Genomic DNA, 13,660 nt, shown 5'->3' on the forward strand with positions numbered 1-13,660 from the left:
CGTATCACTCCTCCTGCGTGCACAGGACCGCCAGCGGCAGCTCGTCCGCTCCTCCCGGGCGGAAGGCGTACGCGGATCCCGCCGTCCACTGGCCGCCGTCGAACCGCAGGGTCCGGAACGCCAGCGCGTGCGCGCCGCCCTCCCGGGCCACGAACAGCTCGTTGTAGCCGTTGCGTTCGTCGGTCTCGCTGCTGGCCAGGGCCGGGGCCCCGGCGATCCGCATGGTCCACGGAGGTTCCGCGCCCAGCAGCCGCTCGGCCGCGCTGAACCCGAGGTGGGTGTGCCCATGCAGGATCAGCGCGGTGCCGGCGCCGGCCAGGGCCCGTTTGGCCTGGCCCGCGTTGACCACCCCGGCGTACGGCGCGACCTCGACCGCGGGCACCGGCGACAGCGGATGGTGCAGGGCGGCGACGGTGACGTAGCCGTGCTCCGCGGCCAGCCGGTCGAGCACCGCCCGGGAGACCACCCCCGGGTCGACCCGCTCGAAGTCGTGCAGGACGTCGGCCACCGCCTCCTCGTCGCACTCCTCGCCGGCCGCCGCCAGGTAGGCCTGCTGGAACGCGCGCAGCCGCTCCCGGTCCTCGTCGCGGGCCGCCTCGCCGCCGGACTCCGCGCTGCCCAGCAGGGCGAACCGCAGCCCCGCCGCCGGGTAGCGGACGTACAGCCGGCGGTCGGCGGCGTCGGCGAGGTGCAGGTCGGGGTGCGGGAAGCCGGCGAAGTGCGCGGCGAACCACGCGTGCCTGCGCTGCGGCGAGGGGTCCAGCGCCAGGTCCCAGGACACGTCGTGGTTGCCGCCGACGAGCAGGATCCGCGGTTCGCCGTCCAGGTCCGGGTGCGGCGCGAGCAGGCCGGCCAGGTCGTCCAGCCACTGGCGGGCGAGCGCGCCGTACTCGTCGTGCGGGCGGTTCACCAGGTCGCCGGTGACCACCACCAGGTGCGGGGCGCGGCCGTGCTCGCCGAGCTGGCGCACATGGTCGAGATAGCTGTCCATGGGCGTGCCCGCGCCCGCGACGGCCGCGATCTTCCGGCCCGCCGCGCTGCCGTCCTTGGCGTCGACGTTGGCGTTCAGCCGGCCGCCGTGGTGGAGGTCGGAGACATGGTGGACGCGCAGCACCTCGGGCAGGTGCCGGGCGAGCACCGGGTCCTCGGCGAGGCGTTCCTCGCCGCGCAGGTCGCCGGTGCCGGCGGGCACCTCCAGCCCGGCCGCACGCCAGCGGCCGGCCCGCAGCGCCGCGCGGTGGGCGGCGCCGAGCCCGTTGTGGAACCACTGCTCGATGTACTGGTGCTCCTGCTGGGCCCGTTGGGCGGCCGCGGCCAGCAGCGCGTCCGGCCGGTCGCGCAGCGCGGGCTGCTCCTCGCCGGTCTCCAGGGCGAGTTCGAGCAGGTACGGGGTGGCCAGCCAGCCTGCTTCCCGCTCCCGCAGCCGCTCCATCAGGGCGGGCGCCCAGTCGGGGGCGCGACCGGCCATCCGCGCCTGCTCGTCGGCGTCGAGCCGCGGCGGGCGCACCACGTCCTTCGGCGCGTCGGGACCCAAGTGGGGGGTGAGCAGGGCGTGTTCGGCCGGGGTGGCGAAGACCACCGGGATCCCGCCCTGCTCCCTGACCTGGGTCAGGCCCTCGACGAGCACGGCCGGATCGGTGCCCCCGGCGCCGAGCGCCGGCTCGTCGACGACGAGCAGCTGCCCGCGTTCCACCGCCGGCGGGTGGGGCCCGCCGGTCAGCCCGTCGAGGCCGCGCCTGCGCACCTGCCGCGGGTACCTGAGGTCGACGGCGACGGTGCCGTCCTGCGGGCGGGCGCGGGCGATGCCCTGCGCCAGCCAGCTCTTGCCGGCCCGCCGCGGCATCACCACCAGCCAGGAGACGCTGTTCGGCGACCGGCCGCCGACCAGCGGGTGGGCCCATCCGGGCACCGGCCGGCCGTCGACGAGCCGCACGTCCAGCTCGTGGTGGTACGACTGGCTGGCCGAGAACACCGTCATGCAGGAAGCTCCTCGTCACGCAGGGAGATCTCGTTCCTGGCGATCCAGGCGAGGAACGGCGGGTCGTCGGACCAGCGTTCCCCGGGAAGCAGCAGGCCCACCTCGCGCAGGTCCTGCCGCTGCGCCGGGGAGGCCTCGCGCGGTGGCTCGCCGGGGCGGTCGAGCAGCGCGGCCCGCCCGGCGCGGCCGATCTCCGCCCAGCGGGACCGGAAGTGGTCGGTCCAGTCGTCGAGCAGCCGCCGGCCGACGAGGGCGCGCAGCGCCTCCTGGCTGTTCAGCGCCTCCAGGTCGTTGCCCTGCACGGCGCGCACCACGCCGTCGCCGACGGCCTGCAGGTAGAACGGCCAGGTGCCGACCATGTCCACGATCCGGGTGGCGGTGGTCTCGCGGACGAGGTTGACGCCCAGGTTGGCGGCGGTGCCGGTGAGGAAGTCCAGGGCGGCGTCCCGGTCCAGCGGGCCCAGGGCGCGGCGGCTGATGTCGTTGCCGAAGCTCGATCCGGGCAGCGTCAGCGCCCATCGCACCACCGACAGCCAGTCCTTCTCGGTGCCGGTGTACATCAGCCAGGCGCCGGCCTGCCCGAGGTCGCGCAGCCAGGACACCGCGGCCGGGCCGTAGCTGGCGAGGCGGCCGACCTCGTCGAGCAGGAACACCAGCCGCTCGGACCCGGTGCCCTCCGAGGCCCGGTCGAGCAGCGCCTCCGCCGGGTACGCGGAGCCGCGGACGTCGCGCAGCAGGATCGAGGCGAGCGCGTCGGGGCTCTCCACCGAGGAGTTGGGCTCGGGCACCACGAGCTTGTGCACGGCGCGGAAGCCGTCCGCGCGCAACCGGTGCAGCAGTTCGTCCTGGACCCAGGTCTTGCCGGCGCGGCGCGGGCCCAGCAGCGCGGTGGAGGCGCCGGTGGCGCAGCGGTCGCGCAGCCAGGCCAGGACGTCCTCGCGGCCGACCGGGCGGCCCTTGCCCGAGCCGACCCTGAACTGGTCGGCGGCCCGGGGCGCGTCCTCGACGCGGAACGGCCGCCGTGACTCGGCCACGCCGGCGTCGCGTTCGCGGACCTGCGCGGCGAGCAGGTCGAGCGCGTCGGTCTGGCCGCGGCGGGTCGGGTCGCCGTCGAGCAGCGCCACCTGGGTCTCGATCGAGGTGCCGGCGTGGAACGCGCGGCCCGGGGTGAGGCTCACCGGGACCAGCCGGCGGTCGATCCCGGCGGCGGCGTAGTCGTCCCTGGACACCAGGCCCAGCACCAGCCGCTCCTCGAACCGGTTCGTCAACCGCCCGGTCAGCAGGCCGCGTTCACCGGTGACCACGATCCGCAGGCCCACGCCGGGGCCCTCGCGGAGCAGGCCGGTGAGTTCGGCGGCGAAGTCGGTGTGCCCGGAGTCCAGGGACGCGAACGCCTCCCAGCGGTCCACCAGCAGCACGAGGTACGGCAGCCGCTGGTCGGCGGGCACGGCCTGGCGCTGCGCGGCCAGGTCCCGGAAACCGCCGGTCGCCAGGAGTTCCTTGCGCAGGAAGACGGTGGCGGTGAGCCTGCCCAGCAGCCGGCCGATCAGGTCGGGGCGGCCCGGGGTGACCACGGCGCCGCAGTGCGGCAGCCCGGTGAGCGCCTGCAGGCCGCCGTCGCCGCAGTCGATGCCGAACAGGTGAACGTCCGCGGTGCTGTGCTGCCGGGCCACCGCCGCCGCGAAGGTCCGCAGGAACTGGGACCTGCCGCTGCGCGGCGCGCCGGCCACCGACAGCGAGCCGGTCCGCGCCAGGTCGAACAGCGCGGTCTGCTGGGCGGGGTCGTCGGGCGCGTCCTGGATGCCGTAGGCCACCGGCGGCAGGTCGGCGCCGTCCGGATCCGGCACGTCGACGTCGGCGAGCGTGACGGTCTCCGCGAGCGGCAGCGGCACCGGGCCGGGCGGGACCGCGATGTACAGCTCGCGGGTCGCCTGCCGCACGGCACGCACCAGTTCGTCGAGCGGCGTGTCCGGGACCGCCGGGGACTCCGGGCGCCTGGGGCGCGGCGGCAGTTCGCCGTGCCGGCCCGTCTCCCTGATCGCGATGTCCGGCGGCCCGGCCGGACTCGCCTCGCTCACCTGCGCGAACTGGACCTCTTCGAGGCGGCCCGAGCCGGCGCGCACCAGGGCCCTGCCGGGGGTGGAGCGGGCGATGTGCGCGGCGTCGGTGGTGTCCAGGACCCGCATGCTGTCCTGGTCGGTGGAGGCGCGCAGCCCGATCCGCAGGTTGGTGGTCGCCAGCACGTCCCCCGACACCACGTTGTCCGCGTGCTGGGTGGCCAGCACCAGGTGGATGCCCAGGCTGCGGCCGCGGCGCGCGGTGTCCAGCAGCCCGTCCACCAGGTCCGGCGCCTCGCGGGACAGGGCGGCGAACTCGTCGACGACGAACACCGTCCGCGGCATCGCCGGCAGCCGGGGGTCGTCCCAGCGCCGCGTCAGGTACTCCTCCAGGTCCTTCACGTTCGTGGAGGCGAGCTGCCGCTCCCGGGAGCGCAGCATCAGGCCGAGGCGGGTCACCACCCGGGCGCTCTGCCGCGCGTCGAAGTCGGTGAGCAGCGTGGTGACGTGCGGGAATTCGGCGAGCTTCTGGAACGCGGGGCCGCCGCCCTTGTAGTCCATCAGCACGACCGCCAGCTCGTCCGGCCGGTTGGCGACGGCGAGCGAGGACACCAGGGTGCGCAGGAACTCCGACTTGCCCGAGCCGATCGCGCCGGACACCAGCACGTGCGGGCCGTCGGCCCGCAGGTCGAGGGTGAAGCGGCCCAGGGTGCCCAGCCCCACCGGGACCTCGGTGCGGGGATGCGCGGGCCGCCACCCCTCGGCGATCCGCTGGGCGGTGACCGCCTCGGGGCCGAGGAGTTCGGGCAGCGAACTGCGGCGCAGCGCCTGCCTGCGGTCCTCGGCGTCCTTGTCGCGCAGCGGCGCCAGCGACCGGGCCAGGCGCTCGAAGAACGGCCAGGGCACCAGGTCGAGCAGCACGTCCCCGGAACTGCCGTCCGGCCCGCGCAGGCGACCCAGTCCGCTGTCGTCGGCGGTGATCACGGTCCGGCACTCCGCGGGGAGGTGCGCCTCGTCCTGGGCGACGCAGACCACGTGGACGCCGACCCGCGGGCCGCCGCGGACCAGCCTGGTCATGGCGGCCGTGGGCCCGGACTCCGGGCACTCGACGATCAGCAGCACCTCCGGGGCGCCACGCGCCGGCCCGTGCCAACTCCCCTGCCGCTCGGCCACGATGGCCTCGAACGACTCCATCGCCCGCAGCGCCGCGCGGGTGACGTGCAGCGGTGCCCCGATCAGGACGCGCGGCGGATCGTCCACGTCGAACGGCGACGACGAGCGCGGCAGCCAGCGCGACCAGCGCCACTCGGCCGCCCGCTCCTCGTCGGTGAGCACCCGCACCACCACGTCCTGCGGGCTGTGCAGCGCGGCGGCCTGCGCCGCGAACCATGCGGCGATCCGCCGCGGCAGCGCGCCCGGTCCGACCACGCCGACCGGCCCCGTGTCGCGCAGCGGCAGCTCGGCCACGGGCGTGGCGTCGCCGACCGGGGCGGGGGCCGCGCCGCCGTGCGAGGTCACCAGGCGGGCGGTGGCCTCCCAGCCCGGCGGCTGCACCGCGATGTCCAGCCCGCAGCGCAGCGTCAGGAAGTCGCGGGACCGCGGATCGCGCTCCCAGATGCGGTCGCTGCGGCGGGTGACCAGCGACAGCACCTCCGCCGCGTCCGGCAGTGCCTGCCGCGACTGCGCGGCGGCCTGGACCAGCGGGAAGCGCTCGGCCTTGCGGGCGCTCTCCTCGGCCACCCGCCGCCGGGTGGACGGACGGTTGTACCAGCGGACCGGGATACGGGCGGCGAGCGGGCGCGGCGCGGGCCGCTTCTCGTGCTGCGGCGACAGGTCGAAGACCGTGGTGCCGGCGGCACCGATCCCGGCCGGGCGCGTCCCGGCCTTCGGCACCGGGCAGAACTCCAGGCACACGTTGCCCATCGTCAGCAGCGTGTCCTTCGGCCACTCGCGGGCCCAGGCCGACATCTTGACGGGGCTGCCGTCGATCACCGCGTACCGCTTGCGGTCCGGCTGCAGTTCGGGCCGGGTGCTGGCGGCGAACATCAGCATGTCCCAGCCGGCGGTCTCCGATCGGCCGGGCAGCAGCGGGGCCTTCCGCATTTCCTTGCGCGTGTAGGTGTGGATGGTGCCGGCACCGGGTCCGGCCACGATCCGCAGCTCGTACTCGCCCCCGCCCGGCTCCTCGTCCGCCGGCTTCGTGCCGAACCCGACGCGTACGCCGTCGCGCAGCGGGGACTCCCCGAGCGTCATCGCCGCGGGCAGCTGACTGCCCGGCACGAACAGCCGGGACAGGGGCGGGACTTCCTCGGCAGGGGCCGAGTCGCCTGGCTCTTCCTCCCCGGCGCCGTCCTCCGCCGCCGGCACCGCGTCGGACTGCTCGGCGCCGTCCTCCCCGCCCGTTGCCGGCGGTTCGCCCCACCGCTCCGCGAAGTGCCCGGCCAGCTCCTCCATCGACGTGGACTCGGGCGCGTCGAGGTCGATGTCGTGCTCGGTGCCGTCGTGGAGCAGGACGGTCAGCAGCCTGCCCATCAGGCGCCGGGGGTGCGCTCGGCAGCCGGAAGCGCTCCCTGGTCGTGGAGTTGGCGGGTGGAGGCACTGAACTCCGCCTGCCAGTCCGCGGTCTCGTCCTCGATCTGCCGGCGCACCGCCCCGATCAGACGGGCGATGAGCGCCAACTGGCGTTCCACCTCGGCCGGTTCGAGGGGCACGTCGCGCGGGGCGGCCGCACCGGCCGGACCGGCGCGCAGCACGTCCGTCGCCCATTCCAGCCGCACCGCGTTGAGTTCACCGCGCAGCGCATGGGCGACGGCGATGTCCCGCATCCATGTCGAGGACAGTCCGAAGAAGTGGTCGAAGGCCTTGCAGCCGGCGGCGACCGCCAGCAGGACGTAGCCCCAGCCCTGGCCTGAGCCGCCCGCCGCGGCCGTGCCCAGCGGCACCGCGGTTCCGGCCACCGCGAAGGCGATGGCCAGCCCCTGCAGCAGCCGCGACCCGATGCGCTTGCGCCGCTTGTCGCGCAGATACCAGTCCATGGCGTCCTCGGCGCTCTGCTCGGCCCACTCCCGCAAGCGGGCGAGCGCCTCGCGCTGCGCGGCCGGACTGTCCGCGCTCACCTGGGGAAAAGGCCGCAACTCCAGGTCCCTGCGCGGCCGTCCGCCGCGCGGCCCACCGCCTCTGGTCCCGGTCGCCGCCACCCCGTCGTCCCGGCCTGCCATCGGACCTGCTCCCCTCGTGCCGAAACCGCAGCCGAGGCTATCGGCTCCACCGGACCCGGGCAGGCCGATTCCCAGATCACCCCCCAAGTTGCCGCCCCCGCCTCCAGGGTGCCCCCGCAGCATCCCCCTCGCGTCCCATAGCCCGCTTTCACCGTGACCCCGCTACGTCCCCCTCCCGCCCCACGCCCCGCTTTCAGGGTGACCCTGGACTAGCTGCTGTCCGGGGTGCCCCATGGGCCCGCACCCATGCTCCCGGGTACGCCGGTGTAGGCATCGAGCCAAAGGGCCCGCCGGTGTCTAGAGGGAGAACGCGCGCAGGCCCCGAGGAACGAGGGGCCGAGCACGATCGACCGGCAGACACCGGGTCTAAGGGCCCGGCGGCGAGAGGCCGGCAAAAAAGGGCCAGGACGTTCACTCTGCGGACTCGGGTAACCGATCACGTTCAGCCGATCCGTTCACCCTTCGAGCTACCCGCACCGATCACCTTCAGCCGATCCGTTCACTTAATGAGGCTTAACCCCCGGTGGAACTGCCGTTCACCCGGGAGCCCTAGCATGTCCCACATGCTGGACTACGACATCGAGGCGGCGCGCTATGACGCGACGCGCGGCGGGGTGCCGCGGGCACGGGCTGCCGCACGGGCGGTGCTCGCGCTGGTTCCTGAGAGGGCCGGCACGCTGCTGGATGTCGGGTGCGGCACCGGCCTGGTGACCGAGCGGTTGACCCGGCCGGGGCTGCGGACGTTCGGCGTCGACGCGTCGCTCGGCATGGCGTCGGTCGCGGCAGGGCGGGTCGGGTCGGGCGTGGTCCTCGGCGACAGCCGCCGGCTGCCGTTCGCCGACGCCTGCCTGGACGCGGTGAGCGCGGTGTGGCTGCTCCATCTGCTGCCGGACGCACCCGCGGTGATCGCCGAGTGCGCCCGCGTCCTGCGGCCCGGCGGGGTGTTCGTGACGACGGTCGACAAGGACGCGGGCCATGACGTGGAGAGCGACGTGGCCGCGCTGCTGGCGCCGTACCGGGTGACGCGCGCCCACGACGCCGCGCCGCGGGTGCTTGCGGTCGCCGCCGAGCACGGGCTGCGCCGCGCGGGCGAGGCCCGCTTCACCGGCCACGGGCAGGGTCTCGCGCCGGCGGATGCCGCGCAGCGCGTGGCCGGTGGCTACTTCGCGTCGGCCCTGGAGCTGACGGAGGACCAGTCTTCCGTGCTGGCAAGCGAGTTGAGCCTGCTCCAGGACCCCGAGGTACCGAGGGCCGACCCGGTGTACCGGCTGCTGGCGCTGCGCAAGGAGGCGTGAGGCCGCACGCCGCGTGCCGGCGGCCCGTTGCTGGACGCCGGCACCCGACTGCGGAGGGAACTCCCGGGGAGGGCCCGTGAGTTCGTCACTTCCCCGAGTTCTGCTGGCTGACGTACTCGGCCAGGGCCGCGACGAGCCACTGCTCGACGAGGTCGTGGGTGACGCCGATCCCGGCGAGCGCCTGCGCACTGGGGTCCTGGTCGTCGCTGAGGACGCCGAGCAGGATGTGCTCGGTGCCGATGTAGTTGTGGTCCAGACGCAGCGCCTCGCGCAGGACGAGTTGGAGCGTCTTCTTCGCGGCCGGGCTGACCGGGAGGTTGCCGGCCAGCGGCTCGCTCTCGGTGCCGGGCGTGGCGACCGCGGCGCGGATCGCGTCGGGGGTGACGCCGAGCGCGTCGAACGCCCGGGTCGCGAACGTCTCGGGCTGGTCGAGCAGTCCGAGCAGCAGGTGCTCGGGCTCGATCGCCGAGTGCAGGGACGTGCGGGCCTCCTCCTGGGCGTTGGTCACGGCCGTGCGGGCCCGCGGCGTGAAGCGGTTGAAGTTGGTGGTGTCGGAGAAGTCGACGTCTCCGGGGATCTTCGGGACGAAGCGCTTCTGGGCGGCCTGCTTGCTGACGCCCATGTGCTGCCCGATGTCGGTCCAGGATGCGCCGGCGCGGCGGGCCTGGTCGACGAAGTGGCCGATGAGGTGGTCGGCGACGTCATCGAGGTGGGTGGCGACGTAGACGGCGTGCTCCAGATCCTGGAGCGGGTCGCTTCCGGGGTGCTGCTCCTTCACGTAGTCGATGAGGTCGTCGAGACGGACGGGACGCGGTGACTGCGAGTTCTGGGTCATGTCGTCAACCTTAAGTTGACGATCAACGATCGTCAACCGAGTGTTGACGATTTCCTCTTTATTGACCGATCATTCTGCTTCACCATAAGCTCAGCACCATGGCGAGGACCAAGGAATTCGACCCCGCGGCCGCACTCCAGGCGGCTCTGGAGCTGTTCTGGCAGCGCGGATACGAGGCCACGTCGATGGCCGACCTCGTGGAGCACCTCGGCATCGCCCGCGCGAGCATCTACGCCACCTTCGGCAGCAAGCACGAGCTGTACCTGCGGGCGCTGCGGCACTACAGCGAGACGCGCGACCCGACACTGCTGGAGGAGCTCTCCCAGCCGGGCCCGGCGCTGCCCGCGGTCCGCGCGCTGGTGCGGCGGTTCGCCGCCGAGGCGGCCGGCGACGACGAGCGCCGCGGCTGCTTCGTCACCAACACGGCGGTGGAGCTGGCGCCGCTCGACCCCGACGCCGCCCGGCGGGTCGAGGCCAGCTGGGACCACCTCGAGGCCGGGCTGACCACGGCACTGCTGCGCGCCCGCGCGCAGGGCGAACTCCCGGACGGCCGCGACCCGCGGCAACTGGCCCGCATGCTGCTGGTGCTGCTCCAGGGGATCCGGGTCGTCGGCAAGGCCGGCGGCGACCAGGACCGCGCACGGGACGCCGCCGAGCAGGCGCTCGCCCTGCTGGACCGAGCCCCCGCCGGCCTGACGCCCTGAGCCGGCGCGGCCCGCCTTCCAGGCCGGGAGTGCCGGCGCCCACCCGCCACACCACGCGAACGCCCGGACCATGACCCCTGCACCCGCAATAACAGAACGATCGATCTCATTCACCGAGTTGACGACATACCGGAGGACGACGGCATGACGGACATCTTCGACGGCCAGGTGGCGCTGGTGACCGGCGGCGGCAGCGGCATCGGGCGGGCGACCGCTCGGGCCTTCGCCGCCGCGGGCGCGCGCGTGGCGGTCGCCGGCCGCACCGAGGCGACGCTGAAGGAGACGGTCGCCCTGATCGAGGCGGCCGGCGGCACGGCCGCGGCCTTCACCGCCGACATCACCAGCGGCCCCGAGGTCGAAGGGCTGGTGGCCGCCGTGGTGCAGCGCTGCGGCGGGCTGCACGTCGCCGTCAACAACGTCGGCGTCTTCACCCCGCCCGCCGCGGTCGCCGACATCGGCGAGGACGACTGGCGGTTCATGGTCGACACCAACCTCACCGGCCTGTGGCGGTCGATGAAGCACGAGATCCGGCACATGCGGGTGCACGGCGGCGGCGCGATCGTGAACGTCGCCTCCAACATCGGCGCCCACCGCCGCGCGCCGGGCCTCGGCGCGTACGCGGCCACCAAGGCCGCGGTGAGCGTGCTGACCCGCACCGCGGCCCTGGACCACGTCGCGGACGGCGTGCGGATCAACGCGGTCAGCCCGGGCCCGGTGGACACCCCGATGTCCGGCCGCCCCGGCGAGACGCCCGAGGACAAGGCGAGGCGGCTGCGGACCGCGCTGCCGGCCGGACGCGCCGCCACCACCGGCGAGATCGCCGCGGCGATCCTCCATCTCGCCTCCCCCGCCTCGGCGTTCACGATCGGCACGGACCTCGTCGTGGACGGCGGCGCCACCGCCTGAGCCCTCCGACCCCCGGGGACCTGGGATGGCCAGCGAGGCCGCTGGTGCCGACGGCCACCCCACCCGCGGCCCCCGACGAGCAGCGGCACCACCACCTGAGGACTCCGCCCGACTCCCGGCGCCCCTGGCACGCTCGGATCACCGACGCCCCGATGATGCCCGCGGCCACGCGGCCCCCAACGGACGACCGCGCCGCCCCCCAGGTCCTCCCGGCAACTCCCCCGGGCCTGGGCCGAGGTCAGATCACCGACGCCCCGCTGCTGCCCGCGGCCACGCGGCCCCCAACGGACGACCGCACCGCCCCCAGGTCCTCCCGGCAACTCCCCCGGGCCTGGGCCGAGGTCAGATCACGGTCGCGCCAGTGACGGGCACCGCCACCCCGCCGGGAGCCGGCAACGGACAGCCGCGCCGCCTGAGCCCCCCGCCCGACTCCCCGGATCCGGACGGACTCAGACCACGGTCGCCCCGGTGGTGTGCGAGGCCGCCTGGCCGGGGGTCGGGACGGGACGGCGGACGGCGCGCGGGTCGACGGGGGTCAGCCAGCGGCCGAAGAGGGTGTGCAGCGACTCCGCGCCCGTCAACGGCGCGTCGGGTACCGGGAGTTCGACCGGGTGGAGCAGAAAGGGGTGGGACTGGGGGCCGCCGAGGCCGCCGTGCGAGCCGACCTGTTCCTCGAAGGCGTGCACGGCGCCGGTCTCCGGGTCGCACGCGGAGTTGACCATCAGGTCGGCGGTGTGCGCGAAGGTGTCGGTGCGCAGCACGGCGGCCGCGGCGCCCGGCCCGAACGCGGCCAGCGGGTCCCGGCCCTTGATCCGGCCGGTGGCCAATTCGTGCTCGCCTCCGTCGGGGCCGAGCACCAGCGGCCCGCGCTCGGCGCTGCGCACGAGCACGAAGCCGATCCCGGGGTGGCCGGTGAGCACCGGCAGCAGATCCGGGCAGCGCCGCTCCAGCTCCTCCAGGGTGGCCCGGCCGGGGATGTCGGGGAACGCCACCAGGCCGAGGTTGCCCGAGGCCAGCACGATCGGCTCGGACGGCGGGCCCTCGCACTCCGCCTCCTCGGCACGCCGGCCGCGCTCGGGCCTGCGCAGGGCGCTGCGCGCCGCGGCCCGCGCCTCGGCTCCGCTCCTGCGCCGGGCGCCGCGCCCGCCGCCGTCCGCGAGACCGCAGCCGGTCCGCACCACCTCGCGCAGCGACACGCCGTACGCGCCCTCGAAGGTCTCGCCGCCGCTCTGCCCGTGGTCGGACAGCAGCACGATGCGGTACGGGCGCGGCGCGTAACGCGCGGCGTCGGCGATCAGCCGCACCGAGCGGTCCAGCCGGGCCAGCACCTTGCGCGCGTCGCGGCTGCGCGGCCCGGAGTGGTGGGCCACCTCGTCGTACGCGACGAGGTCGGCGTAGACGGCGCTGCGCCCGGCGAGCATGTCGCCGACGACGGCCGCGACGGCCACGTCCCGCTCCACGACCGTGGCGAACGCCCGCAGCATCGGGTAGAGCCCGCCGCGTTTGATCCGCGGCCGGTCCCGGCGCACCCGGGCCGCCGTGGACTCCATGATCTCCCGGACCACTTCGGCGCAGAACGACCAGGCGGTACGCACCGCGTTGGCGGGGTCGGAGAAGTAGGCGAAGTAGCCGGACCGCGGGCGGCTGAACGTGCCGGCGCGGACCGCGACCGACATGACCAGCGCCGACTGCTCGGCGCCGCCGCTGAACAGGTTGCCGCGGGAGGCGCCGTCGCACGCCAGCAGTCCGGCCGACCCGGTGCGGGCGACCGCCCGGCGTTCCAGCTCGGCGGCGCTCGACGGGCGGTTGCAGACCATCACCTGCCCGGTGTCCTTCTCGTACCAGCGAAAGGCCGGCACGTCGTGGTTGCTGCCGTGCAGGATCGCGATCTGGCTGGCGCCGGTCTGGCTGCTCCAGTCGGTGCGCCACGGGACGAGCCGGTGGGTGCTGCCGAGCCAGCCCGCGACGGTCGGCATCGCCGGCGGGGAGCAGGTGAGGGCCTCGCGCAGCACGTCGTGGCCGACGCCGTCGAGCTGGAGGAAGACCGTGCCGGGGCCGGCGGGCAGCGGCGGGTCGCCGGCCCGCTGCCGGCGGCGGCCGGCGAGCCGGGCCAGCCGGCGGCCGTACGCGGCGTCGTCGCGCACGGCCAGGGCGGTGCTGGTCGCCGAGGACGCCGCGGACATCACCGCGGCGATGACGACGGCGGTCGCCGGGGTCACCTCGCCGCGCCCGTCGGGCGTGAACCGCAGCGCGACGAGCAGCAGCGAGCCGTTGAGGAAGAACACCAGCGCGCCCAGCACGAGGGCGGGCACCAGCAGCAGCGCCCGGACCAGCAAGGGCCAGACCAGCGCGCTGAGCACGCCGAACGCCCCGGCGCCGATCGCCGCGGTGACGGCGATCTGGGTGGGGCTGTCGCCGTGCGGCGACTCGATCCTGAAGTCCGGCAGCACCCACGCGAGGAGGGCCAGCGTGGCGGAGGCGACCATCCACACGGCCAGCACGCGGCCGACGGCCCGCAGCGCACTCCTGCCCGCGGCCCGTCTCCGACTCAACCCCGGCTCGGACACCTCTCCACCCTGCCATACGGGTGACGGGTGCCCTGACCGGCGGAGGGCATACGCTCGACCTGGTGGACCGGGACCGGTCCGGCGCGGGACGTGCGCCGAC

At 75.1% G+C, this 13,660-nt stretch carries 8 protein-coding genes; 3 read left to right on the forward strand and 5 right to left on the reverse strand.

All coding sequences use genetic code 11. The features are described 5' to 3' along the window. Positions 1–4: 4 nt before the first annotated feature. From ACH4TG_RS18075 to ACH4TG_RS18085, 3 genes are read right to left on the reverse strand one after another with little or no spacing between them, the layout of a single operon-like run. Positions 5–1,978, reverse strand: coding sequence for a metallophosphoesterase family protein (locus ACH4TG_RS18075; RefSeq protein ID WP_398243295.1), 1,974 nt, complete (start codon positions 1,976–1,978; stop codon positions 5–7). Then, a complete protein-coding gene (locus tag ACH4TG_RS18080) occupies positions 1,975–6,567 on the reverse strand; it encodes an FtsK/SpoIIIE domain-containing protein (RefSeq protein ID WP_398243296.1) in 4,593 nt (1,530 codons plus the stop codon). The genes ACH4TG_RS18075 and ACH4TG_RS18080 overlap by 4 nt, the downstream gene beginning before the upstream one ends. After that, entirely contained in the window at positions 6,567–7,253 is a 687-nt protein-coding gene (locus tag ACH4TG_RS18085; RefSeq protein WP_398243297.1) for an SLATT domain-containing protein, read from the reverse strand. Before ACH4TG_RS18085 ends, ACH4TG_RS18080 begins: the two co-directional genes overlap by 1 nt. Before the next feature lie 563 nt (positions 7,254–7,816). On the opposite strand from ACH4TG_RS18085, the gene ACH4TG_RS18090 reads away from it, so the two are divergent. Next, entirely contained in the window at positions 7,817–8,548 is a 732-nt protein-coding gene (locus ACH4TG_RS18090) for a class I SAM-dependent methyltransferase (protein WP_398243460.1), read from the forward strand. An 85-nt stretch (positions 8,549–8,633) separates the two neighbouring features. Here the strand turns inward: ACH4TG_RS18090 and ACH4TG_RS18095 are convergent, their stop codons facing one another. Then, on the reverse strand, positions 8,634–9,383 hold the full coding sequence (locus ACH4TG_RS18095) for a Clp protease N-terminal domain-containing protein (RefSeq protein WP_398243298.1): 750 nt from the start codon (positions 9,381–9,383) through the stop codon (positions 8,634–8,636). Between the two features lie 98 nt (positions 9,384–9,481). Here ACH4TG_RS18095 and ACH4TG_RS18100 point away from each other — a divergent pair, with 98 nt between their 5' ends. Beyond that, positions 9,482–10,087: a TetR/AcrR family transcriptional regulator gene (locus ACH4TG_RS18100; protein ID WP_398243299.1), complete on the forward strand. Its 606-nt coding sequence runs from the start codon at positions 9,482–9,484 to the stop codon at positions 10,085–10,087. Between the two features lie 144 nt (positions 10,088–10,231). Continuing rightward, a complete protein-coding gene (locus ACH4TG_RS18105; RefSeq protein WP_398243300.1) occupies positions 10,232–10,993 on the forward strand; it encodes an SDR family NAD(P)-dependent oxidoreductase in 762 nt (253 codons plus the stop codon). 449 nt (positions 10,994–11,442) lie between these two features. Here ACH4TG_RS18105 and ACH4TG_RS18110 read toward each other — a convergent pair whose 3' ends face one another. Further along, complete coding sequence (locus tag ACH4TG_RS18110) at positions 11,443–13,545, reverse strand: phage holin family protein (protein ID WP_398243301.1); 2,103 nt, start codon at positions 13,543–13,545, stop codon at positions 11,443–11,445. Positions 13,546–13,660 lie beyond the last annotated feature (115 nt).

It is taken from the genome of Streptomyces sp. NPDC020917, assembly GCF_044333795.1.
Taxonomy (GTDB): domain Bacteria; phylum Actinomycetota; class Actinomycetes; order Streptomycetales; family Streptomycetaceae; genus Actinacidiphila.

Coding starts and splice junctions, on each gene's coding strand:
- ACH4TG_RS18100 (WP_398243299.1), top strand. CDS start 9,482: ATGGCGAGGACCAAGGAATTCGACCCCGCGGCCGCACTCCAGGCGGCT.
- ACH4TG_RS18095 (WP_398243298.1), bottom strand. CDS start 9,383: ATGACCCAGAACTCGCAGTCACCGCGTCCCGTCCGTCTCGACGACCTC.
- ACH4TG_RS18090 (WP_398243460.1), top strand. CDS start 7,817: ATGCTGGACTACGACATCGAGGCGGCGCGCTATGACGCGACGCGCGGC.
- ACH4TG_RS18075 (WP_398243295.1), bottom strand. CDS start 1,978: ATGACGGTGTTCTCGGCCAGCCAGTCGTACCACCACGAGCTGGACGTG.
- ACH4TG_RS18085 (WP_398243297.1), bottom strand. CDS start 7,253: ATGGCAGGCCGGGACGACGGGGTGGCGGCGACCGGGACCAGAGGCGGT.
- ACH4TG_RS18105 (WP_398243300.1), top strand. CDS start 10,232: ATGACGGACATCTTCGACGGCCAGGTGGCGCTGGTGACCGGCGGCGGC.
- ACH4TG_RS18080 (WP_398243296.1), bottom strand. CDS start 6,567: ATGGGCAGGCTGCTGACCGTCCTGCTCCACGACGGCACCGAGCACGAC.